Origin of the sequence: Bacillus sp. 491mf, from assembly GCF_900112415.1 — a bacterium.
Classification (GTDB): Bacteria; Bacillota; Bacilli; order Bacillales; family Bacillaceae_G; genus Bacillus_A.
Map to the genome: position 1 here is coordinate 1 of NZ_FOLV01000033.1, position 24230 is coordinate 24230.

General features: G+C 36.0%; 26 protein-coding genes and 1 pseudogene. 19 read left to right on the forward strand and 8 right to left on the reverse strand.

What is annotated here, in order from left to right:
* A partial coding sequence (locus tag BM211_RS26815) for a hypothetical protein (protein ID WP_218160819.1) occupies window positions 1–195 on the forward strand: 195 nt, incomplete at its 5' end.
* 606 nt (window positions 196–801) lie between these two features.
* Here the strand turns inward: BM211_RS26815 and BM211_RS20315 are convergent.
* Genes BM211_RS20315 through BM211_RS20325 form a run of 3 tightly spaced genes read right to left on the reverse strand, consistent with a single transcriptional unit; the run spans window position 802 to window position 2080 of the window.
* Entirely contained in the window at window positions 802–1026 is a 225-nt protein-coding gene (locus tag BM211_RS20315; RefSeq protein ID WP_090999162.1) for a hypothetical protein, read from the reverse strand.
* A 2-nt stretch (window positions 1027–1028) separates the two neighbouring features.
* Window positions 1029–1541 carry a GrpB family protein gene (locus BM211_RS20320; protein WP_035435980.1) on the reverse strand — a complete coding sequence of 171 codons (513 nt, stop codon included), beginning with the start codon at window positions 1539–1541 and terminating at the stop codon, window positions 1029–1031.
* A gap of 23 nt (window positions 1542–1564) precedes the next feature.
* Window positions 1565–2080, reverse strand: coding sequence for a DUF1572 family protein (locus BM211_RS20325; protein ID WP_090999164.1), 516 nt, complete (start codon window positions 2078–2080; stop codon window positions 1565–1567).
* Between the two features lie 182 nt (window positions 2081–2262).
* Between BM211_RS20325 and BM211_RS20330 the strand changes: the two genes are divergently transcribed.
* Window positions 2263–2664: a YxeA family protein gene (locus BM211_RS20330; RefSeq protein ID WP_090999166.1), complete on the forward strand. Its 402-nt coding sequence runs from the start codon at window positions 2263–2265 to the stop codon at window positions 2662–2664.
* Window positions 2665–3225: 561 nt separating this feature from the next.
* Here the strand turns inward: BM211_RS20330 and BM211_RS27280 are convergent.
* Window positions 3226–3351: a hypothetical protein gene (locus tag BM211_RS27280; protein WP_256217161.1), complete on the reverse strand. Its 126-nt coding sequence runs from the start codon at window positions 3349–3351 to the stop codon at window positions 3226–3228.
* 370 nt (window positions 3352–3721) lie between these two features.
* Here BM211_RS27280 and BM211_RS20340 point away from each other — a divergent pair, with 370 nt between their 5' ends.
* From BM211_RS20340 to BM211_RS20395, 13 genes and pseudogenes are all read left to right on the forward strand, one after another.
* Entirely contained in the window at window positions 3722–5068 is a 1347-nt protein-coding gene (locus BM211_RS20340) for a 2-hydroxycarboxylate transporter family protein (protein WP_090999170.1), read from the forward strand.
* 68 nt (window positions 5069–5136) lie between these two features.
* Window positions 5137–6348, forward strand: coding sequence for an NAD(P)-dependent malic enzyme (locus BM211_RS20345; protein WP_035435970.1), 1212 nt, complete (start codon window positions 5137–5139; stop codon window positions 6346–6348).
* Window positions 6349–6893: 545 nt separating this feature from the next.
* Entirely contained in the window at window positions 6894–8105 is a 1212-nt protein-coding gene (locus BM211_RS20350) for an NAD(P)-dependent malic enzyme (RefSeq protein ID WP_090999174.1), read from the forward strand.
* A gap of 700 nt (window positions 8106–8805) precedes the next feature.
* Window positions 8806–10413 carry a sensor histidine kinase gene (locus BM211_RS20355; RefSeq protein ID WP_090999175.1) on the forward strand — a complete coding sequence of 536 codons (1608 nt, stop codon included), beginning with the start codon at window positions 8806–8808 and terminating at the stop codon, window positions 10411–10413.
* Window positions 10410–11117: a response regulator gene (locus BM211_RS20360; RefSeq protein WP_035435965.1), complete on the forward strand. Its 708-nt coding sequence runs from the start codon at window positions 10410–10412 to the stop codon at window positions 11115–11117. The genes BM211_RS20355 and BM211_RS20360 overlap by 4 nt, the downstream gene beginning before the upstream one ends.
* A 483-nt stretch (window positions 11118–11600) precedes the next feature.
* Window positions 11601–13067, forward strand: coding sequence for a catalase (locus BM211_RS20365; protein ID WP_035435964.1), 1467 nt, complete (start codon window positions 11601–11603; stop codon window positions 13065–13067).
* Between the two features lie 174 nt (window positions 13068–13241).
* Window positions 13242–13376, forward strand: a complete 135-nt coding sequence (locus BM211_RS27285) for a hypothetical protein (RefSeq protein ID WP_371261894.1) — start codon at window positions 13242–13244, stop codon at window positions 13374–13376.
* Window positions 13377–13415: 39 nt separating this feature from the next.
* Window positions 13416–13508 (forward strand): annotated as a pseudogene (locus tag BM211_RS27290) (hypothetical protein); the annotation flags it as partial.
* Window positions 13509–13647: 139 nt separating this feature from the next.
* Window positions 13648–14079: a cell wall hydrolase gene (locus tag BM211_RS20375; RefSeq protein WP_090999178.1), complete on the forward strand. Its 432-nt coding sequence runs from the start codon at window positions 13648–13650 to the stop codon at window positions 14077–14079.
* A gap of 163 nt (window positions 14080–14242) precedes the next feature.
* Entirely contained in the window at window positions 14243–14683 is a 441-nt protein-coding gene (locus BM211_RS20380; RefSeq protein ID WP_090999180.1) for an ester cyclase, read from the forward strand.
* A gap of 357 nt (window positions 14684–15040) precedes the next feature.
* On the forward strand, window positions 15041–16588 hold the full coding sequence (locus BM211_RS20385; protein WP_090999182.1) for a spore germination protein: 1548 nt from the start codon (window positions 15041–15043) through the stop codon (window positions 16586–16588).
* Between the two features lie 4 nt (window positions 16589–16592).
* Window positions 16593–17696, forward strand: a complete 1104-nt coding sequence (locus tag BM211_RS20390; RefSeq protein WP_090999183.1) for a GerAB/ArcD/ProY family transporter — start codon at window positions 16593–16595, stop codon at window positions 17694–17696.
* Window positions 17693–18796, forward strand: coding sequence for a Ger(x)C family spore germination protein (locus BM211_RS20395; RefSeq protein WP_090999185.1), 1104 nt, complete (start codon window positions 17693–17695; stop codon window positions 18794–18796). The genes BM211_RS20390 and BM211_RS20395 overlap by 4 nt, the downstream gene beginning before the upstream one ends.
* A 78-nt stretch (window positions 18797–18874) precedes the next feature.
* Here the strand turns inward: BM211_RS20395 and BM211_RS20400 are convergent, their stop codons facing one another.
* Both BM211_RS20400 and BM211_RS20405 read right to left on the reverse strand, forming a co-directional pair.
* Window positions 18875–19426, reverse strand: coding sequence for an NAD(P)H-dependent oxidoreductase (locus tag BM211_RS20400; RefSeq protein WP_090999187.1), 552 nt, complete (start codon window positions 19424–19426; stop codon window positions 18875–18877).
* Between the two features lie 35 nt (window positions 19427–19461).
* Entirely contained in the window at window positions 19462–20055 is a 594-nt protein-coding gene (locus BM211_RS20405; RefSeq protein WP_090999189.1) for an ester cyclase, read from the reverse strand.
* 175 nt (window positions 20056–20230) lie between these two features.
* Here BM211_RS20405 and BM211_RS20410 point away from each other — a divergent pair, with 175 nt between their 5' ends.
* On the forward strand, window positions 20231–20560 hold the full coding sequence (locus tag BM211_RS20410; protein ID WP_177206969.1) for a winged helix-turn-helix transcriptional regulator: 330 nt from the start codon (window positions 20231–20233) through the stop codon (window positions 20558–20560).
* Between the two features lie 60 nt (window positions 20561–20620).
* On the opposite strand, the gene BM211_RS20415 is transcribed toward BM211_RS20410, so the two are convergent.
* A complete protein-coding gene (locus BM211_RS20415; protein WP_090999193.1) occupies window positions 20621–21313 on the reverse strand; it encodes an HAD family hydrolase in 693 nt (230 codons plus the stop codon).
* A 337-nt stretch (window positions 21314–21650) separates the two neighbouring features.
* Here BM211_RS20415 and BM211_RS20420 point away from each other — a divergent pair, with 337 nt between their 5' ends.
* The 3 genes from BM211_RS20420 (at window position 21651) to BM211_RS20430 (ending at window position 23517) form a co-directional block, all read left to right on the forward strand.
* The gene (locus tag BM211_RS20420) at window positions 21651–22187 is read left to right on the forward strand and encodes an alpha/beta hydrolase family protein (RefSeq protein ID WP_177206968.1); all 537 of its coding nucleotides are present in this window, start codon (window positions 21651–21653) and stop codon (window positions 22185–22187) included.
* Window positions 22184–22645: a hypothetical protein gene (locus tag BM211_RS20425; protein ID WP_090999198.1), complete on the forward strand. Its 462-nt coding sequence runs from the start codon at window positions 22184–22186 to the stop codon at window positions 22643–22645. The genes BM211_RS20420 and BM211_RS20425 overlap by 4 nt, the downstream gene beginning before the upstream one ends.
* Before the next feature lie 158 nt (window positions 22646–22803).
* The gene (locus BM211_RS20430; protein WP_090999200.1) at window positions 22804–23517 is read left to right on the forward strand and encodes an SDR family oxidoreductase; all 714 of its coding nucleotides are present in this window, start codon (window positions 22804–22806) and stop codon (window positions 23515–23517) included.
* A gap of 49 nt (window positions 23518–23566) precedes the next feature.
* On the opposite strand, the gene BM211_RS20435 is transcribed toward BM211_RS20430, so the two are convergent.
* A complete protein-coding gene (locus BM211_RS20435) occupies window positions 23567–24148 on the reverse strand; it encodes a nucleotidyltransferase family protein (RefSeq protein WP_090999202.1) in 582 nt (193 codons plus the stop codon).
* Window positions 24149–24230 lie beyond the last annotated feature (82 nt).

A 24230-nucleotide genomic window follows, 5' to 3' on the forward strand; every position in this document is an offset into this window, starting at 1 on the left:
CCAGTTGATCCAGTAGCGCCAGTCGGTCCGGTAGCGCCAGTTGATCCAGTAGCGCCAGTCGGTCCGGTAGCGCCAGTTGATCCAGTAGCGCCAGTTGATCCAGTAGCACCAGTTGATCCAGTAGCGCCAGTCGGTCCGGTAGCACCAGTAGCGCCAGTTGGTCCGTCCGGAACGGGAAGCGCACAAGGAAAATAATAAGGATTGCAGTTCCTTCTAGAATAAAATGACTCCAAAAGAGTCCCCCCTTTTTGACGAACAGAATAAACTTATTATCAGTATATGAACAGATGTAATATTTGACTGTACGGTGGGGGTAGTTTAATTGGGTTTTTACAAGATATTTATGGGCCACCTAAATTATTTCTTATATCGGATCCGGTAGAGGTAGGGTTTGTTTTAATTGTTTTAGTTTGCTTAAAGTTGATAAAAAGTCCTATTGAGCAACAAACAATAAAGAATAGTGCAGGGATGTAAGAAAAATAAAAAAAGCCGCCACAAAGTACTAGCTTTGTGACAGCTTCTTAAAAGGATAAAGAAAGAGCGGGAGCAGCACAAGAATGTCAATGAAGTTAAAAAAGTTTTGAAAACTAAATTTTCAGAAAGTTTATAAACTTAAGGGTTTTTCGCTACTCTTTCTTTATTGTTAAGAGTTTAACATGTATAGTAAAAGAAATCAACGGAAAATAGACAATTTTCTTTTAAATTCGACATTTTAATATATTTAAAATGCAAAAAGCTAGCATTTTGCTAGCTTTTATAGCGCTATAAAGAATCAACATAATGTTTAGCTTCAAGCAATGATCACCCTAAAATCTCTCGTGCCTTCTTGATTGCTTTGATTTTATCCCCATCTTTCACTAGTTGGCGAAGTTCTTCGTTAATTTCATGCTCAGGGAGTCCCATATGTTTAGCGATTCGATCTAATTTTTCCTCTGTTCGCTTTAATCTTGTATGAATGTTGTTTAACTGACCGGAAATATAAAACATACCCAAAGCGATTACTGCTGTAAGAAGTAAAGAATCCACATTTATCTCTCCTTTTCCGCTTTTCTTATAATATCTACGATAAATGGCGCTTTTGCATTTGTGTATGCAACTCTATCAAAACGATGCTTAGTCGCTAATTCTCTCTTTAATTGCTCATATTGCCTACGTACATCAGGATGATTTATTAAATAGTTTCGAAATGAAAGGTTGTTTTGCCAGTCCTCACTACCATATTGATAAATATGTAAATGATGCGTACCTGCTCTCCACAATCCTTTCCGAAAGAATCTTCTATTTGGAAATTCTTGATGAAATACATGTTCATATCCGATTGTTTTCAGTGGTTCAATGAACGTATTTATTTCGTTAAGATCATGAACGCCAACCATTATATCAAGGATAGGTTTTGCGCTTAATCCTTCGACAGATGTACTTCCGATATGTTCAATAGCAAGCACTGCATCACCTATAATATCTTTAATGATTTTTTGTTCTTTCTTAAATTGTAATGCCCACTTTGCCGTATATTCTTCAATTACAACTGGTTTGTCCATATATCGCTCCTTTCTTATTGATTTTATTTAACAAAGTTTTTAGATTGTCCTCTCGGAATGCTTAATATTTTCCACTCTGAACCTTTAATTTGCTTACCGATATATAGAATTTGTCCTAAGTGATTGCTGCAATGGGCAATTTCAATTTGAATGGCCTCTAAAACCGTTAAGGGATTTTTTCTAATGGTCACAACCTTCAGTAGATCATCTGTTTTGAGTTCTTGAATAGTTGAAAATAGAAGGAACCATCCTTTTTCCCAAATATGGAGTAATTCTTCTTTTGATTGGATCGTATCAACGAATTCATCGTCGCGATCTCTTTCTTCTTTTTCTCCATCTGTTGTTAAAAAGCCAGTCCATCTTGAATGCATATTTCCACTTAAATGCTTCATAATGATTGCGACGCTATTAGATTCTTCATTAGGTTGCCAATGGAGTTCTTGTTCGGTTAATTGTTCAATTGCTTGTCCAGCACGTTCTTTTATATGTATAAATTGAGAAAGTATAGTAGACAAAAACTTGTCTTCAACTCGATTCATCCCCAAGTCCCCCTTCTATTTCCTTAATTTACCTTGATTTTATCACAAAAAATATGTGTGATGAGAAAAGGAATACCTTACATAAATGTAATCTTGCTGTCACGTAAATCGATAACAAATCATATATAAAAATTTTATGATACAAACAGACATAGCAAATAGACAGAAGAGGTGTGATTCACTTGAAGAAATATGTAATAGGGATTACGTTATTTATGCTATTATTCTCGGTATCTTCAATGGTAGTTCTAGCTGCAGCTGAAAAAAATGATGCGATAGATATAAAAAAATGGATAGCAAAAGAATATTATGTTCAAATCACTGAGAATAGAAAAGAAGAGCCTGTGGAAGATCATGATGAGAAAAAACAACCCATATATTGGTATACAATGAAATCCTATGATAAAAAAGGGAATGAAGAAACAGTTAAATTTTTTGCAACGAAAAACTTAAAAGTAGGGGCAGTTCTGCGTGTGTATGTAAGTGGTAAATATCCTGACAAAACAAATGGTATTGAAAGTTACGAAGAAATAAAGGCGAATGAAGTACCTGGGAAAGCAAAGGAAAAGTTAGGTGTGAAATAAATAAGCAGCTTGTGGAAACTAGATCCACAAGCTGCTTATTTTATTAAAATATCAATTATGTAGTTTGTTCTATAAACAAATAATGTTTACGGTTTAGAAATCAGTAAGTAAGATTTTTTATAAAGTGAAAATTCATTTAAATTAAATAATCCTTATGGTATCCTTAGGTTATGTCTCTCTACCATTTAATGTAAGGAGTTGAGTCGGTATTACTATATTAGGAAATATAAATAAAACTGCTGAATTATTATTAGTTTTATCTACATTTTGCTTTTACATGTATCTAAGAAGAATTAAACTAGAAAGAAAACTTACTGGTTTTGAATTTTCCATGTATATAGTATCACAACTTGCATACATTCTTTGGGGATTTAGCTTTATTTTTAAAATATGGGGATAAAATAAAGTTGTTCTAAATGTTGTATATAGCATTAAAAATAAAAAATATAAAACTGCATAATAAACGGGCATGCTGATAGATTTTTCTAGCTAGCATGCCCTTATTTTATTTCGCACTTCTAGCACTTTTAATTAAATAAAAAGGGATGCATAAAATAGCAATCAGCACTCCAAATAACGCGCATTCTTCGCAAAAGCATCAATAGTATTCATAATTGAATCGCCTTTGCGTTTTCTCGTCTGATCATACTCTTGTAATTCTGTATATTCTTTTTGTAGTCGCTGCATGAAGTATCTCCCCTATATTATTTTTTCATGTACGTGATGAATCCTGATAAGGAAGCCAGCAAAGAAAAAACAAAGGGATCATAAGGAATTGAGTCCTCACACATTTCTTGAACATCTTTACTCCATTCATATAATTTCATTTCGTAAATTTACCTCATCTAATATTTGATAATTCTTAATATTAAAATTATAACACAAAAAAAGTGTTCATAATCAAAGAAGACAGGGGAAAGATAGAATCAAATAAGTCAGATTGAAAACAGTTCGGGCACTTTTTTTAATTACAAAACCACTTACAAAAGTTACAAAAACTATTATTACTATTGAAAGCGTTTTAACATTGTAAATAACAACATAAGGGGGTGCCTCTATGGGGATTCAAAAGCAAGTGGAAACAATGCCGCCTGCAGGTGAGGTAGAAACAAAGCAGGAGACATTTGTTTCAAAAATTATGAACATAAAAATTGGTGTTATACCGTTACCTTTATATCTTGTACTAGCAGCAGTTATTTACGGAGCATCTGTATATAATAAGTTGCCAGCGGATATGATTGGCGGATTTGCAGTTATTATGATTATGGGTATTTTCCTCGGCGATATCGGAATGAGAATTCCAATTTTAAGGAACATTGGCGGACCAGCAATTCTTTCATTATTTATTCCTTCATTTCTTGTGTTCTTTAACTGGATGAACCCAGCATCAATGAATGCTGTAAATATGTTAATGAAAAAATCAAACTTTTTATATTTATACATTTCTTGTTTAGTAATCGGAAGTGTTTTAGGAATGAGCCGTAAAGTATTAGTACAAGGCTTTATTCGTATGTTTATTCCGTTAGTTGTAGGAACACTTGCTTCTATTGCAGTTGGATTATTAGTTGGATCATTATTTGGATTCGAAATGAAGAGAACGTTCTTCTTTATCATTGTACCGATTGTGAGCGGTGGTATCGGAGAGGGGATTTTACCACTTTCTTTAGCCTACAGTGAGATTTTAAATCAATCATCAGCAACATTTGTATCTCAGCTTATTCCAGCAGCGGTTATTGGAAATATGTTTGCGATTGTAGGCGCTGGATATATGAAGCGATTAGGTGAGAAAAAACCAGAGCTTAGCGGTAATGGTGTATTAGTAAAAACAGGTAATCAAGATGACTTATTAAAAGAACAAAATACTGAAAAACCAATTGACTTCTCATTAATGGGAGCAGGTTTATTAATCGCATGTACGTTCTTTATTTTCGGTGGATTAGCTTCTAAATTTATTGGTATTCCAGGGGCGATCATTATGATCTTCTCAGCAGCACTTGTGAAATACTTCAAGTTAATTCCAGCAAAAATGGAGCAAGGTGCATATCATTTATACAAATTTATTTCGACAAGCTTAACGTGGCCATTAATGGTTGGTTTAGGATTATTGTATATTCCGTTAAAGGATGTAGCAGCTGTTCTTTCAGTTGGATATGTTGCGGTGTGTGCATCAGTAGTAATAACAATGATTGCAACTGGTTTCCTTGTTGGGAAAGTTATGAAAATGTACCCAGTTGAGTCAGCGATTGTAACAGGATGCCATAGTGGACTTGGCGGAACGGGAGACGTTGCAATTTTATCAGCTTCAAACCGTATGGAATTAATGCCGTTTGCACAAATTTCAACGCGTTTAGGCGGAGCAGCAATGGTTGTAACTGCATCAATTTTATTAAAAATGTTTTCGTAATGTAACAGCAGACAAGCTAGCTATGTAAAGACGTAGCTAGCTTGTAAAATTAGGAGGAGATTATTTTTATGTTAGAGAGTCAAATTAAAGAGCGTTCGTTATTACTTCATAAAGAATTAGTAGGAAAAATTGAAATTACAAGTAAAGTAGAAGTAAACTCAGCTGATGATTTAAGTTTGACATATACACCGGGCGTAGCGGAATCTTGTAAGGCAATTGCGGCAGATGAAGAAACAGCTTATGACTATACAGCACGTGGTAATATGGTTGCGGTTGTCTCAGATGGAACGGCAGTACTTGGCTTAGGTGATATTGGACCGAAAGCGGCTATGCCTGTTATGGAAGGAAAAAGTATTTTATTTAAAAAGTTTGCGAATGTCGATGCATTCCCGCTTTGTCTTGGAACGACTGATGTAGATGAAATCGTAACCATCGTTAAAAATTTAGAACCTACATTTGCGGGTATTAATTTAGAAGATATTGCAGCGCCGCGCTGTTTCGAAATTGAAAAGCGTTTAAAAGAAGAAACAAATATTCCAGTATTCCATGATGATCAGCACGGAACAGCAATTGTTGTTTTAGCGGCAGTTCTTAACGCATTAAAAGTAGTAGATAAAGCGATGGATGAAGTGAAGATTGTTATTAATGGTGCTGGTTCTGCAGGGATTGCGATTGGTAAATTGTTATTAAAAGCAGGCGCACAGCATATGACATTAGTAAGTTTAGAAGGTATCGTGTGCGAAGGAGAATCATGGATGAATCCTGCACAAATTGAGATTGCGAAAGCAACAAATCGCGAACATGTACGCGGAACATTAAAAGAAGCGATTCAAGGCGCAGACATTTTTATCGGCGTATCTGCTCCTAATGTGTTAACAAAAGAGCATGTAAAGACAATGAACGAAAATCCGATTGTATTTGCAATGGCAAATCCAGTACCAGAAATATTCCCAGAAGAGGCATTAGAGGCTGGTGCAACTGTTGTTGGAACAGGGCGTTCTGATTATCCAAACCAAGTGAACAACGTATTAGCATTCCCGGGTATATTCCGCGGTGCATTAGATGTGCGTGCGACAGATGTTACGGAGGAAATGAAATTAGCTGCCGCATATGGGATCGCTAATATCATTACAGATGAAGAGCGAAATGCAAATTATGTCATTCCAAATCCACTCGATAAACGAGTTGTACCAAGTGTAGCAGCTGCAGTTGCAAAAGCAGCAATTGAATCAGGTGTGGCGCAAATTAAAAAAATGCCAAACTATTCAATCGAACAGTAAAGTGAAACTTCCTCTTGGGAAAAAGAGGTTAGTAGAACCAATCGGGCTTTTATGGGAAGCTAACTGCCCGTAAAAGCGGGATAAAATGAAACTTTGAATAGAAGTTTCATTTTATAAGAACTCGATACATTTAGAAATATACAAAAGTCTCTTTAGAAAAAAACTAAAGGGGCTTTTTATATTGCAAAAAAACATAATAGTCTCGATATAAAAGGAACCACCCCTTTTTACAAAATGTACATGAACTCCTCTTTCGATTGTATCGTATTAAAGAACTCATCATCTTGATCTGCTATTCTTTTTGTAGAAATCTATAAAAAGAATAGCGTTTTTCTACGTTTGCTAATCTCCTTTTTTTATTTACAAAAAGAATTACAAAACTTTCAAAATCTATTTTTATTGTTGAAAGCGCTTTATTATGTGAGTAAGAACATAAGGCGGTGCCTGCATGTGGATTCAAAATAAAAAGGAGACTCTTTTATTAAAAATGTTTTGGTAATGTATGCAGATAAGCTAGCTTGTAAAATTCGGAGGAGGTCATTTCTATGTTAGAAAGCCAAATTAAGGAACGTTCATTATTACTTCATAAAAAGTTAGTAGGGAAAATTGAAATTACAAGTAAAGTAGAAGTGAATTCAGCAGATGATTTAAGTTTGACATATACACCAGGCGTAGCGGAGTCTTGCAAGGCAATTGCTGCAGATGAAGAAACAGTTTACGATTATACCGCGCGCGGTAATATGGTTGCTGTTGTTTCAGACGGAACAGCAGTACTTGGATTAGGGAATATTGGACCAAAAGCAGCTATGCCTGTTATGGAAGGGAAAAGTATTTTATTTAAAAAGTTTGCGAATGTCGACGCATTTCCGCTTTGCCTTGGAACGACTGATGTAGATGAAATCGTAACCATCGTTAAAAATTTAGAACCTACATTTGGGGGTATTAATTTAGAAGATATTGCAGCACCACACTGTTTTGAAATTGAAAAGCGTTTAAAAGAAGAAACGAATATTCCAGTGTTTCATGATGACCAGCATGGAACGGCAATTGTTGTTTTAGCGGCAGTTATTAATGCGTTAAAAGTAGTAGATAAAGCAATGGATGAAGTAAAGTTTGTCATTAACGGGGCTGGCTCTGCAGGGATTGCGATTGGTAAATTATTATTAAAAGCAGGCGCACAGCATATAAAATTAGTAAATTTAGAAGGTATCGTGTGCGAGGGAGAGTCATGGATGAACCCTGCACAAATCGAGATTGCGAAAGAAACGAATCGCGAACATGTACGCGGAACATTAAAAGAAGCGATTCGAGGCGCAGACATTTTTATCGGTGTATCTGCTCCTAACGTATTAACAAAAGAACTTGTGAAGACAATGAATGAAAGTCCGATCGTGTTTGCAATGGCAAATCCAGTACCAGAAATATTCCCAGAAGAGGCATTAGAGGCCGGTGTAGCTGTTGTTGGAACAGGACGTTCTGATTATCCAAACCAAGTGAACAACGTATTAGCATTCCCAGGTATATTCCGCGGTGCATTAGATGTGCGTGCGACAGATGTTACGGAGGAAATGAAATTAGCTGCCGCATATGGAATTGCTAATATCATTACAGATGAAGAACGAAATGCAAATTACGTCATTCCAAATCCGCTCGATAAACGAGTTGTACCAAGTGTAGCAGCTGCAGTCGCAAAAGCAGCAATTGAATCAGGAGTGGCACAAATTACAAAAGTGCCAAACTATTCAATTGAACACTAAAGTGAAACTTCCTCTTGGGAAAGGCTATTCTTCCCAAGAGGTTAGTAGAACCAATCGGGTTTTTACAGGCAGTTAGCTTCCCGGTTCTTTGCTAGCCTTTACTGCCCGTTAAAGCGGGATAAAGCGAAACTTCGTCTTGGGAAAGGTTTTTCTTTCCAAGATGTTAGTTGAGCCAATCGGGTTTTTACGGGCAGTTTACTTCCTAGTTCTTTGCTAGCCTTTACTGCCCGTTAAAGCGGGATAAAATGAAACTGTGATGAAATAAATATATTGAATTTGGACATACTACGAATCCAAAAGGTGTGGATTGTGTATGTCTAAGTTGGATACATATCATCCATTTTTTTAACTTATCCCCACCTTAAGAGGTGGGGATAAGTTTTATTCTTTCTTTATATATCTATTTTCAACATATAAGTCGCTGCTATGCAGCATAAAATTGCTGGCTCCTTTTGTTTTAAACCTTGCGTGTGGTAGGAAAAGATCTGATTGTTTCTATGCGTGGCCATATTCTCTTGTCTATCTAAAAAACGTTATATATTCCAATAATTCTGTTGAAGACTTCTCTGGATTTTTTTGGAGTTTCAATGAGTGAAATGTTCCATATAACCGTACTTAAGAAAAAAAGTTGTTTTCATTGTAAAGAATCAGTATTATAGATTTCGCATGCAATATAGAAATTACAGGGGGAACAGGCGGGATGGAGAAAAGTAAGACGTTTTGGGACTTGCAGAAAACGATCGCATTTTTAGTATGTGCTGTAGTTGCATTTGCTTTACTTGTAACTGATATTTTAATTAGTCATCATGTCGAACGTACGACAGAAGAAAGTCAAATTGAAAAAGCAAAAGTGGTTGCACGTATTACAGCAAATTCACCGCTCGTAATTGATGCTTTATCGGGAAGAAAAGATGAATCTGAAATTCAGCCGAATGTAAATCGGCTTTTAAAAAATACATATGTTCAATTCATTGTCGTTATGGATATGAATGGGATACGAAAATCTCATCCAGATCCAACGAAAATAGGCCAACATTTCGTTGGAGGCGATGAGGAAACGGCCTTGAAAGGAAAAGAGTATGTATCAACAGCAAAAGGGACATTAGGAAGGTCTATGCGAGTATTTGTACCAATCTTTTCTGAAACGAAAAAACAAATAGGGGTTGTAGCTGTTGGAATTTCAGCTAATAATGTAGAAGAGATGGTCGAAGAAAGCAGAAATATTATGTATATCGGTGTCAGCGTTGGGATTTTAGTAGGAATTATAGGGGCTATTTTATTGGCTAGACACATTAAGAAAATTTTATTCGGTCTCGAACCTAGTGAAATTTCAAAGATTTTAGAAGAACGCAATACGATGTTACAGTCTGTCAAAGAAGGAATTATCGCAATTGATAAGGATGCGCGGATTACTTTAATTAATAACGAAGCCAGGCGGTTAATTGGGAAAAGCGGGATTAAAGAAGAGTTTATTGGTAAAGACATTAAGAAATATATGCCGAATTCACGGATAAAAGAAGTATTGCAAACCGGAGTAGCGCAGTTCGATGAGGAACAAAGTCTACATGGAATTACAATTGTTACGAACCGGGTTCCATTATATGTAAAGGGAGAAATTGTTGGGGCGATTGCGACATTTCGTGATAAAACAGAAATAAGAAAATTAGCAGAGCAGTTAACCGGTATTCGACTATATGCAGAGGCTTTGCGTGCACAATCTCATGAATTTATGAACAAGATGCATGTTGTTTTGGGATTAACACATATGAAGAATTATGAACAATTAGAAACGTATGTTAGCAGTATGGTATCAGAGCATCAATATGAAATTGGAGATGTGATGCGGAAGATAAAAAATCCTGTGTTTGCAGGTTTTTTACTTGGGAAACTTAGCTATGCAAGAGAAAAAGGAATCGAATTAACGATCAATGAAGATGCTTATTTACCAGAGCCGGAAGATGAGGATATTATTCATGAACTCATTACAATTGTAGGGAATTTAATTGATAATGCCTTGGATGCAGTAGCGGATTGTAAAAATAAGCAGGTAAATGTTGAAATTATATATTACAATGGACTAATTGTAAAAGTTACAGATACAGGTAATGGGATTAAACAAGAAGAAATAGATAAATTATTTGTAAAAGGGTACTCTACAAAAGGAGAAAATCGCGGATATGGCTTATATCTTGTGAAAGAAAGCGTAGAGCGCATAAAAGGAACTATACATATCGATTCAGTATTAGGAAAGCGAACGACAATCTCAATTGAAACACCATATAAAAGTAGGGATGAGATAGAACTATGATCAAAGTTTTAATTGTAGAAGATGACCCAATGGTAGCGATGTTAAATAAACATTATTTAGAACAAGTTGGCGGGTTTGAACTTGTTCATATAGCTAACTCTGTAGATGAAGCGTTACGTGTACTAGAAGAATCCCATATAGATTTTATATTACTTGATATTTTTATGCCTGGTGATACTGGGTTTGAATTGTTATTGCATATTCGAAATAAAGAAAAAGAAATTGATGTGATGATGATTTCTGCGGTGCATGATATGGTAAGTATTAAAAAGGCACTGCAATATGGAGTTGTAGATTATTTAATTAAGCCATTTACATTTGAACGTTTTAAGGAAGCATTATCTGCTTATCGTGAAAAATTTAAATTTATGAAGGCGCAGCCTAATATTAATCAATCTGAACTAGATGCATTGATTTTACAAAAAGAAAAAATAGAACCTCTTGCAGGTAAAGAACTGCCAAAAGGACTAACAAAGCAAACATTGCAGCTAGTTTGGAAACAGATACAATTGCTTCATGGAAAAATATTTACAACAGAAGAAATGGCACAATTGGTTGGGATTTCTAGAGTTTCCATTCGAAAGTATGTCATGTTTTTAATTGAAATTGGAGTTTTAGAGAATGAAATGGTGTATCAACAAGTAGGAAGACCGGTAAGTAAACTGCGTTGTATTGATGAAAGCAAAATACATTTGTACATATGAAGCTGTTCCCAAATGGCGTTCTAAACGTTTTTTGGGGGCAGTTTTTTTGTTGGAAATAAGCGTGGATCATAAGTGTTTTTAAAATTATGTGAACATTTTAAGATAGATTGTAGAATGATGTCGAATTAATGAGAAAATTGTCACTTTTCATCTTGTAGCCGTGTATTTTTAGTGTTAAACTTGAACTCACAAAGAGGAAGTAGCAAATTCTTTTTTTAGAAATAGAAGACTGAAAATTCTATTTCTTTTAGGTTTTCTCTGTTTTTTTGTGATTGTTATGTATGTGTATAGGCTACTTTTTCTTTGTTTTATCTTATATCAAGCACATAGGCATGGAGGTGATGAAGAAGGGTTATCAATCATATAGTAGGAGTAGTTTTTAAAAAATTTTAAACAAATAGTTGACAACTGGCTTTCTTTTTAATAATAATTAAATTATAATTATTTTAAATAAATAATTATTATATAAGAGGAGGCTCCAAAATGAACCAACACAATCGCTTAACAACAAACCAAGGTGCTCCTGTAGGGGATAATCAAAATTCTCGTACAGCAGGTCGTCGCGGGCCAGTATTATTAGAGGATTATCATTTAGTAGAAAAATTAGCTCATTTTGATCGTGAACGTATTCCTGAGCGCGTTGTACATGCACGAGGTGCTGGTGCTCATGGTGTTTTCGTAACAAAAAATAGTATGAAAGAATATACAAGAGCAGCATTCTTACAGAAAGAAGGAACAGAAACACCTGTATTTGTTCGTTTCTCAACGGTTATTCATGGGCAAGGTTCTCCAGAAACAGCTCGTGATCCAAGGGGATTTGCGGTGAAGTTTTATACAGAAGAAGGGAACTATGATCTTGTTGGTAACCACTTACCTGTATTTTTCATTCGTGATGCAATCAAATTCCCAGATATGGTGCATTCTTTAAAACCAGCGCCTAATACAAATATTCAAACACCAGATCGTTATTGGGATTTCATGACGCTAACACCAGAATCGACTCATATGTTAACTTGGGTATTTTCTGATTACGGTACACCTGCAAATTATCGCGAAATGGAAGGCTTCGGTGTTCATTCATTTAAATGGGTAAACGACAATGGCGAGGTTGTATATGTAAAATATCACTGGAAGCCAAAGCAAGGTGTACGTAACTTTAATGTAAAAGAAGCCGAACAAATGCAAGGAAAAGATTTTAATCATGCAACTCGTGATTTATTTGATGCGATTGAGCGTGGAAATTATCCAAAATGGGATCTTCACGTACAAGTTATGAAACTAGATGAAATGGATTCCTTAGAGTTTGATCCACTAGATCCAACAAAAATGTGGTCAGAAGATCGTTTCCCATTAACGGAAGTAGGTACAATGACGTTAAATCGTAACCCACAAAATTTCTTTGCAGAAGTTGAGCAAGCGGCATTTTCACCAAGCGCAACTGTGCCTGGTATTGAGCCATCTGAGGATAAATTATTACAAGGACGTTTATTCTCTTATCCAGACACACAACGTTATCGCTTAGGGGCAAATTACTTACAAATCCCTGTAAACTGTCCGTACGCAGCGGTGCATAATCAACAGCGTGATGGTTTCATGCAAGTAAATCAACAGTCATCTACAATCAATTACGAACCAAGTCGTCATGCGGAAAATCCAACTGAAGATTCGGTATATCGCGATTCAACTATGAAACTTGAAGGTTATGTATCTCGTGAGAAAATTGAGAAGCCAAATGATTTCCAACAAGCGGGTGAGCGTTATCGTTCATTCTCAAAAGAAGAACAAGATAATTTAATTGCAAACTTGGTAAATGATTTGAAAGGTGTAAATGAACAAACAAAACTGCTTGCGATTTGTAATTTCTTCCGTGCAGATCGAAAATATGGTATGCGTTTAGCAGAAGCGTTAAACGTTGATATTTCAGCGTATGTGGGAGGATCTGTGAGGTAGGAGGAATGACCATTCTTTTATATGAAAGTTAAAAAACAGTATACTTCCAGATAGACGAGAGCACCTGGCCGTGCATAGAAACGGCCAGGACCTTTTCTACAATCGTACGATGCGAACGGCGTAGCGTACAAGTATGAAGTAAAAGAACAACCAGTAGCAGGATACCAATCCGAAGTGAATGGTTATGACATTACGAATACAAAGATTAAAGTCCCAACAAATACAGATACAAATACAGATACAGATACAAATACAGATACAAAAACAAACACAGGTACAAACACGAATATTAAGAATCCAGAAGCCTAATAAAAAGGATAATAAGGGCAGGGATTACTTCCTGAAACAGGGGGAACATCAGAATGGATGATTTCAGTAGCAGGAGGAATGATGTCGTTTGTTTTAGGTGGAATGTTATTATTCTGTCGAAGAGTTAAATAATTAGATTATTTTTAATAAAAAACCCGAGTAGTAGACAGGTTAAAAAGTCGCTACTCGGGCTTTTTATTATTTAGAACTTGTCTTTTTAAAACAAATAATCCTTTTTGCATATAGTGATAGGGAGAATGGAGGGATAAAAATGACGAGAATTGCCTATACAGAAACTGATGTAGATTTATTAGCTCGTCTCATGCGTGCTGAAGCAGAAGGAGAAGGGCAACAAGGGATGATGGCCGTAGGGACAGTTGGTGTGAATCGCGTCATGTGTGATTGTCTAGATTTTAAACAAATTACAAATATTTCGCAAATGGTGTATCAGCAGCCAGGCGGCTTTGAAGCAACGACGAAAGGGTATTTTTATCAAAGAGCAAGAGAGAGCGAGAAAGAAATGGCAAGAAAGTGTTTGAATTATGCTCGTATATGGCCAGGTGTGTATTCTTTGTGGTTTTTCCGGCCAGTTGGTAATTGTCCTCCGACGTGGTGGGATCAACCTCATGCGGGACAATACAAGAATCATTGTTTTTACGAACCGACTGGAGACGAATGCCCGAAAGTATATAGCGGAAAGTAGCGCAGAAGAAATATATCAGCGCTTTTTACAATTTATCGGCGATTCGACACAAAATAAAGATTGTTCGATGAGAGTCGACGGATGAAAAAACCATCTCATTTGCAAAATGAGGTGGTTTTTGTTATTTTCATAGAAAATAATACTGAGAGGAAGCGATTGTTATATGATGCCTGAGATTGTAGTTAGAGGATTTTTTGAAGAAATACGTTCAGGACGTAATCTGCATCTAGTAACAGAGTTTATGGCAGAAAAAGTGTTGGCTCATCAAGTTCAAGCTGAAGATGAAGTAACAGTTGAAAGATCTCCTATGGATTATGCGGATCATGTACAAGAGATGTTGGATGTTTATGGTACGTTTACTTTAGAAATTCAAGAGTTGTTAGCATCTCAGCAAGATCGTGTATATGTTCGCTGGAAACAAACAGGTACTCATATTGGTGAAGTTGATGGATACCAACCAACCAGACTTCCTATCATTGAATTAGCGAGCGCGGTGTATCGTGTAGAAGACGGAAAAATTGTGGAGTACTGGATTCAAATTGACCGCACTGGTATTACGGCTCAATTAGAACGAAATAAAAAGAAAAAAATTGAAAATCATTAAAAATATGTATTATATATCGTTAAAACAAAAAGCATTTCTTTCTATGATGCATATAGAAAGAAATGCTTTTTGTTTTACTTAATAGGACTGTTATATAAATCGTTGCTATGGAGAATACAACATGATCTACACTCACTCACTTTGTTTTAAACCTCGCATGTGGCAGGAAAAGGCCTTAACTAATTCCATGCATGGCTAGATGCTCTTGTCCTTCGCTAAAAGAAAGGTGTTTTTATTTTTTTAACTCGGATATATATAGTTCATGACTAATGAGCCAAAATGCTCATTAGAATATTTTCCCTTAGGAAATACATACTAAACAATAATATAAAACGTATGTAGAGAGTGGGGGAGTTCATGGTTAATTTTCTGAAACGGTTAAAAAGCAGGGGCAATCCTAGGTCGTTTTCAAGACGCGACGATCGTCATTTTCAGGATGAAAATATAGAGGGCTCCCTCTTAGATGCGGATTTATCTAAAAACATTGGTGAGCTTCAGGAACTCTTTCGTCAAGCTCCTGATTTAGTGATTCGGCGGTTTTCAATGTCAGGAGATGGAATAGAAGCAGCTTTAGTATATTTGTCTGGATTAACTGATAAGCTATCGATTCAAAAACATGTTTTAACTCCATTGATGGATAGCGTCTATGATGCGAATGCGGAGCTTCCAATTCCATTGGGTCATGTTGAAATAATTAATGCGTGGGGCCGGATTGAAAATGCTATTTTGGAAGGCGATAGTATTTTATTCCTTCATGGCCAAGCTACAGCGTATCAATTAGATACAAAAGGATGGCCGCAAAGAAATATTGAAGATACTCGTAATGAAATATCTCTAAAAGGTTCTCATCAAGCGTTTGTAGAAACTGGAAGTCAAAATATCGCAATGATTCGAAGATACATCCCTCATCGCGAATTCAAGGTGCAAGAAATAACAGTTGGTATGCGAAGTAAAACGAGAATTTCTATTTTATATTTGAAAGATGTAGCTTCTGAAGATGTTCTGAAAGAATTGGAAACACGGATTCAAGGTATTACGGTCGACTCTATAGCGAGTGCGGGTGAACTTATCGAATTCATTGAAGATAATCCGTATTCACCGTTTCCGCAATTTATGCTAACTGAAAGACCAGACGTGGCTATATCTCATATTCTTCAAGGAAGATTTGTAGCTGTAGTGGATCGTTCTCCCCATGTATTAATTGCTCCAACAAACTTTATCTCCTTTTTTCAAGGAGTCGACGATTACGGGACACGTTGGTTAGTTGCTTCGTTTATTCGGATACTCCGGTTTATTGCTTTTATGATAGCTCTATTTTTACCTGCGAGTTATGTTGCGTTTATTTCCTTTAATTTTGAAGTTATTCCTGTAGAACTTTTTTTATCTATCGCAGAATCAAGAACGCGTGTACCTTTTTCTCCAGTTATGGAAGCGCTACTTATGGAAATGACACTGGAAATGATGAGAGAAGGCGCCCTGCGGCTACCTGCTCCAATCGGTCAAACAGTTGGAATTGTAGGCGGGATTATTATTGGACAGGCCGCTGTTCAAGCGGGAATTGTCAGCAACATTATGATTATCGTTGTTGCTGTTACGGCTATCGCTTCTTTTATTATTCCTAATTATGATATGGGAGCGGCGATCAGACTGTTGCGCTTTCCTATGATGATATCGGCTGCTTTGTTTGGGATTGTCGGAATTGTTATCGGGTGGATGACATTAGTTGCACATCTCATCAGTCTTGAATCGCTCGGAACTCCTTATGGGACTCCGTTAGCACCGTTTCGCTTTGCTAATATGAAGGATACTTTTATACGCTTTCCTTTATGGACAATGAAAAATCGTCCTAAGGGTACGGGAGCTACTCAATCTATTCGACAAGGAAAAAACCATAATAAAAGGTGAAACTATGAAAAAGTATGCCTATAATGACATTACTCTTCTGCAGTATATTTTTTTAATTAATGGAATGCAGGTAGGAACTGGAGTTTTATCTCTCCCACGAGTGCTTGCAGAAAAAGCTGGAACGGATGGATGGATAGCTATAATTATCGGTTGGATATTCTCCACGATATCCGGTATTTTTATCGTGAAAACATCTGCAAGATATCCAGAGGACACGCTTTATGACATTCTTATACGATTGTTTGGCAAAATAGTTGGGAAAGCGCTAATTGTTATTTATATGATCTATTTTGCTTGTTATTCGTGCATCATTCTTGTGAATACCATGCTGTATATTAAGGGGTGGCTTCTTCCGAAAACGCCTGACTATATCATTATATTTTTGTTTTCAATTCCTACATTTCTTGTTGTGCGCAATGGCATTCGGATAATAGGGCGTTACTGTGAACTCGTTTTTTATATGATGATTTGGCTTCCGCTCTTTTTTTTGATACCGCTAAAAGGAGGTTGGAGTTGGCTGCCGTTCTTTCCGCTCTTAAAAGAAGGATGGAAATCGGTATTAACAGCTGTACCAACTACTATTTTTACTTTTTTAGGGTTTGATATCGCGTTCTTTTTATATCCCTTCTTACAAAAAAAACAGTATGCAGTCCATGGAATCGTGATTGCCAATACTTTGACGATGTTATTTTATTTATTTACTACTCTTATTTGCTTTGCCTATTTTAGCCCTGACAGCATTACGGAATTTAATCAGCCTGTACTAAATTTATTGAAAGTAATTGAATTTCGGTTTTTAGAACGTTTTGACATGTTTTTATTAGCTGTTTACTTAATTGTTGTTTCAACAGCTTGGATGCCTTGCATATACTGCGCTGTATTCTGCTCTAGTCAATTACTTGGAAAACAAGACCATAGTTCTCACGTCATCGTTCTATTATTACTTATTATAGGTTTCATATTTTGGAACCTTCCTACTTGGAATAAAGCTGATAGTTTGCAACAGGCAGTATCAAATGCGGGATTAGGATTGACGTATATATCACCTATAATTTTATGGATATATAGCTGGGTATATGAGAAGTATCATCGGAGGGGAATGCAGTGAAAAGGAAGATACTATGTTGTGTCTTGTTATTGACGTTTATGATGACAGGGTGTTTTGATCAAACAAATGTTGAAGACGTTTCCCTTAGTCTTATAATTGGTGTGGATTTAGATCATAATGATAATTTATTGGTGTACATGTCAAGCCCTGTTTTTAATAAAGAAGCAAAGAGTAAAGAAGAAAATACTGGCGTGAAATCTGTTACAGTTCGAAATGCTAGAGAGAAATTCGATGCTACAGTTATGGCGTTAACATCAGGAAGTAAAACACAAGTTTTCTTAGTTGGGAAACGGCTGCTGCAACGAAAAAATTGGACAGGTTACCTCGAACCATTTTACCGAGATCCCAAAAATACAGTGACTACAAGGGTTGTCGCTGTTGATGGACCTGTTTCGGACGTAATTTTTTATAACCCAAAAGATAAGCCACGGCTCCCTTTGTATTTAACGAAACTAGTTGAAACGGCCTCTAAACGAAATGTTGTGGTAAAAACAACTCTTCAAGAATTGCATGAACAAATGAAAGATAAAGGGATGACAGCGAGTATTACCGAGATGAAAAAAAAGAAGAAAATATGGCTGACAGGAACAGCCCTTTTGGACGAAAAAGGAAAATATAAATTAACGCTGAAACCCGATGAAAACAGATTGTTACGCATCTTACAGCATAAAAATAAAGGTGAGTTTCTATTCACAATTGCAACCAATCCGAAAGCGGATGACAGTAATAAAGATTGGATAAGCTTTGTTGCTCAAAATATTAAGGTAAAGACTAAGGTGAAATATGACAGTAAATTTATGTTTCATATAGATGTAAAGATGAGAATCGCCATTACAGAACGACTTTTTCCATTTAATACAAAAAAGGAGGCAGCAAAGCTGGAAAAAGCTATTGAAACGAAATTGCAAGCTGATTTCAAGAATTTAATAAAGAAAATACAAGCTGCTGAAATCGATCCGATTGGACTGGGTACATATGCAAGAACTTATACATATCCAGAGTGGAAAAAAGTCCAAAATAATTGGAATAAAGCATTGGCAAAAGGGGATGTGAACGTTAAGGTACATGTGACAATTGGTGGGGTGGGAACGATTAAATAATAAGCGTTTAACTGGAATTCGTATAAAAACTGCAAGCCCCTTCAATTTTATGAAGGGGCTTTTCTCATGACAGCTGATTTAAAGCGGTAATACTTGTTCTAGATGTGTATTCAGTTCAAATATAAATTTATCAATATCTGGATTTTTTATTACATCATAGCAAGCAAAGCTCTTTAATGGTTTCATGCCGATAAAATCTTGTGTGCGGTGTAAATGACTGAGTGCTTCTTCTAAACTCTTTCCTCCAAAGAATTGTGCTGGATCGTTAAATGCTTGTTTAGGAGCATTCCATGTAGTTGAAAACATATAGTGTTTGTCAGTTAATAAGCCGCCTCTTCCATATTGCTCAGATCCTTTGAAAAATAATCCATAAGCATACACTTCATCCATATATGTCTTCAGTAAACCAGGCACATTGAACCAATAAATAGGTGTTTGAAAGATGATAATATCAGCCCATAAAAACTTACTTTGTTCTTCCTCGATATTGTATCCGTTTTGAACAACTGTTGTTTGGACATCGTTATTTGCACTTAATACATTCACTATGTTATCTGTTAAGGTTTTATTTAATGTTCCTTCTGCTGATCTGTAAGTTTGATGGCCGTTTATAATAAGGATATTTTTCATTGTAGTTTTCCCCTTTATTTTATGATGTGTTTCCATTAATTTTCCGGTACAACGCCGAGTTGTTGCATAAGCGTTAGATTATCTTCTAAGTGCCAATCTTCAACAATTTTTCCATCTTTCACTCGTAAAATATCGATAGCAAAGAAGTGAACAGCTTTGCCAGTTGGCTGTTTCTCTCCAAAGTTACCTTTATGTGTTCCAGTGAAGGATAGACGGGCTGTTACTTTGTCGCCAGTTACTAGTAAATCCTCGATGTTACACTGTAAGTCGGGAACGGCTTTACGGAAATTGCTTGATGCAAATGTTAAGCCTTTTGGTCCTTGAGGACGCTCTTTTGGCAGCGTGTTATCAAAAAAGTTGTCTGTAACAGCTTGTGGGATTAGAGCATCATTACCAGTATTCCAAAATGCATAGAAGCGCTGGGCAGCATGAACCATTTCCATAGCTTTCTGTTGATTCAACGAAGGATCGATTGTCATCGATTTAGGTTGTGGAAAATCCTTCAACAATTGAATATCTTTCTTGGCTGGTGCAGCAGTCTTGTATTCTGATGTTTGTGTATGACAAGCAGCCAACATAATCATGAACCCGAAGATACTTACGGCACTAGCTATGTTTTTTACACTCATTTTTATAACCTCCTTAATTTTATAAATAGTGTTAGGTTTAATGATATTGTATGTATAGCTAGTTTCTTTTGGGAAGTAGTGATATTTATTTCATATAGTTACCGTAAGGATAGAATTGTGATACTATAAAGAAAATGAATCGAAAAAATTTTAGGAGCGTGGTTCAGTGAGTAACATGGAGCAAATCAAATTAACAAAAGGGACACCAGGACAGGTTTGTCCCATTGCGAAAACACTTGATGTGATTGGGACAAAGTGGACGTTTTTAATTATTCGGGATCTTCTTATTGAAGGAACGATGCGATTTAGTGATTTGCAAAAATCAATAGACGGAATTAGCCCGAAAACGCTCTCGCTTCGTTTGAAGGAACTTGAAGCACACGGAATTGTAGAAAGAACGGTATATCCAGAAGTTCCCCCGCGGGTTGAATATACATTAACGGAGAAGGGAGAACGTTTAGAACATATTTTTATTGAATTAAAGCGCTTCGGATTAACGTTATAGAAAACACTGTAAATAATCACAAATAAAAGCGCTCAGAATTCTATCATTCTGAGCGCTGATTTATGATTTCGTAAAGTATTCATTTGTTTCGTAAGCGATTTTCATCTTAGGCAACAATGTCTTTAACTCCATTAAGTCATTTATTACAAAATCAGCTTGTGCAAGTTCCTCTTCTTGTGCAAAATCAAAATTACATCCAATTGCGATCAAAGCATTATCTTTCGCTGCATTTATATCAGATAGACGATCACCGACTACTGCTGCCTTTTTTATATCATATTTTTCGATAATTGTTTTAACTAAATCACCTTTATCGAGCGTTTGTATTTGTTGAATACTAAATGTTTCAGTAACCCAATTATTCAAATTATAATAACTTACAATTGCTTGTAAATATTCCGTTAAACCATTACTTGCTATGTAAATAGAATAATTATTTTCTTTTAAATAACTGAAAACTTCCTCAACGTTAGGATATAAAGCACCTTTCCCGCTTCTTATGTTTTCAATTAATCTTTCCAAAAAATAAGCATCCGTTTGTGCTCTTACTTCACTAGAATGATTAGGTAACAAAGCTTCCCATACTTTTGGTAAAGGTACTCCCATAATTTCACGATATGTATCAATAGGGGTTACTGTATCCCATAAACGTAGTGATCGTAAATGATTAAAAGTATCATCAAGTGATAATTCTAGAATTTTTTCTGTTTGAAATAAAGTACCGTCCATATCAAAAATTAATGATTGTAACATTGGTTTCTCTCCCTTTTTATCATTGCTGACATAACTTAAATTCCTATTCAACGAATGCGACTTATCAGTTTACGTGCAAATTCTCGTAATCTTTAAATAAATTTTAACATAAATTTACAATGGTCATTCTCATTTTTTATCCCGCATTAACGGGCAGTAAGACCTCCACCTCAAGATTGAGAGAAAAGCGAAGAAGATAGGTGGAGGATAACTGCCCGTAAAAGCCCGATTGGTGAGGGCTGATAATCAGTGGGGGATGAAGAAAACCCCCACTGATTAAAGTTTCACTTTATTAAGCATGATGAAAACAAGAATTTCATCATACAAGGAGGAAAAAATGAAAAGGATTTTACTCGTGCTAGGAATTGTAATACTGGGATTGGCAGGATGGATTGTATACCAACATTTTTATGATATGAAGCAAGAAGAAGTAACGATTCAAACGAAAGAAACTACATTACACGGTGTTGTTTCTTTTCCTAAAGAAAAAGAAAAGCCAGGATTAATTATTTTTGTTCATGGTGATGGACCTGTAAACGCAATGTATGATGATGGCTATTTACCTTTATGGGAGGAATTAGCGAAAAAAGGGTATGCGTCCTTAGCTTGGGATAAGCCTGGTATTGGAAAATCAACTGGAGATTGGCTAAATCAGTCGATGGAAGATCGCGCCAATGAAGTAATCGAAGTGATTGAATGGGCAAAGAAAAATCTTGATATTGATCCTAAAAAAATAGGTTTATGGGGAGCGAGTCAAGGAGGATGGGTTGTCCCAAAAGTAGCGAATGCTAGTGATGATGTTTCGTTTAGTATTTTAGTGTCACCTGCGATTAATTGGATCGAACAAGGAAAGTATTATACGGAAAAAGTATGACTAGTACTGGTGCAACGAAAGAAGAAATCAATCAACGAATGAAAAATAATGAAAAAGTTCTAGAGTTACTTTTGAAAAATAGTAATTATGAAGAATACAAAGATGTAACGAATGATAAAGGAGGTATCTCTAAAGAAAGATGGAATTTTATTAAAAAGAATGTAAATAGCGATGCAACAAAGGACCTCATAGAAACAAAAAAGCCTGTTCAGTTAATTGTTGGTGGCTGTGATGAAAATGTAGATGTTAAAAACACGATGGAAGTTTATAAAAAAGAAGTGCGGAAAGAGTTGTTATCGGTATCTTATTTACCTGAAGCAAATCACTCCATGTTGAAACCACAATATGTAAATTCGGAGTTGGGTATGTTTGTGAAATCTATTTTTGACCCTAGAGGGTTATTTGACGATGAATATGTGAAGTCGGTTAGTGAGTTTGTCGATCAGATGAAGAGATGAAGTGAATACAGTAAATTTTTTTAGAAGTTCCCCCTTATTAAAAAAGAAACTTTCCAAAAAGTAACTATATGAATTAAATATCACTACTTCAAAAAAGAAAGTTATAGAATTACAATAACCCCAGCAAAACAAAATAAGAAAAACTGGGGGAAATGAACATGTTACACAATAAAAAAGTTGTCATTATCGGTGGTAGTTCTGGAATTGGTTTAGAAACAGCGAGACTTGCACTTATGCATGGTAGCGAGGTCATCATTGCTAGTCGTTCTGAGGGAAAGTTGCAAAGAGCAAAGGATCAGTTAGGGGGAAACGTAACAATTCATGTGCTTGATACGATGCAAGAACAACAAGTTCAATCTTTTTTTGAAAAAGTAGGGCCAATTGATCATTTAGTTGTTACAGCAGCAGAAACATCTGGAGGCTCTTTTATCGATACAGATACAGCCGCAGCACGTCAGTTATTTGAAAATAAATTTTGGGGACAATTTTATGCAGCGAAATATGGTGCTCCGAAAATTGCTGGTAATGGTTCCATCACTTTATTTTCCGGAGTTGTCGCTTATAAATCAATGATTGGATCGGCAACACTTGGTGCAGTCAATGCCGCTGTTTCTAACCTTGGTCAAACGTTAGCGCTAGAACTAGCCCCAATTCGCATAAATGTTGTCTCACCAGGAATTATTGATACACCGTCACGCAGCAAAATGGCAGAAGAAGCGCGTAATACATTTTATACTGACTTAGGAAATAAACTTCCTGTAGGGCGAGTAGGAAATGCTGAAGATGTAGCACAAGCTGTACTATACGCTATGCAGAATGGGTTTGTTACAGGAACAGTTCTGCATGTTGAAGGTGGGCATGTTTTAATCTAATAGAATGAAAGACGCTATTCTTTTTGAGAGAATAGCGTTCTGCATGTTTCTATATAAAATTTAGAGGATAAAAAACCTTCACCTTACGCCATTTCTCCTCCCACTTCTTTTTCTGTACACGTTCCACATATATATTTGTATATTCCTTCATTTCCTCATAATAAGGGGTCGGCCTTAGTTCTAAGTTAATGACGTCTTGCACGCCCCAAGGAGCAGCTAGTACAATTTCATCCTGTTCATTTAATTTCAAACCTAGTGCTGTTGCTGTTTCTGGAAATTTTGATATAGCATCTACTGAAGAAGAAAAGGGTGGCATGTTGCTAATGATGTGCATTCTTGCTTCGTTTTTTACAGACCAAGGTACATTTGGAAACATATTCAGTAGTTGTTGCTCGTATTTCTTTTCTGCGGATTCATCAATATTTTCAGCATCAAAATAAACAACATCAACATCTGGAAGAGGCGTTCTTTCTTCAAACCCGTGCAAGGTATCCCATATTTTTGAACGGACAAACCCAGCGCATACCCACCAATCGGGTAATTGTAATTGTTTAGCAGTTTGTAATAGATCCATCATCCATGGATCTTCTTTTACTAATCGGATAATGTCTTGTTCGTTTGTTAGTTTCATCATATTTCTCCTTTTATATGCTGTAAGAGCTGCTTCTATTGGATAATTTATTATTTTTCTGAATTATATGATAACATATAAA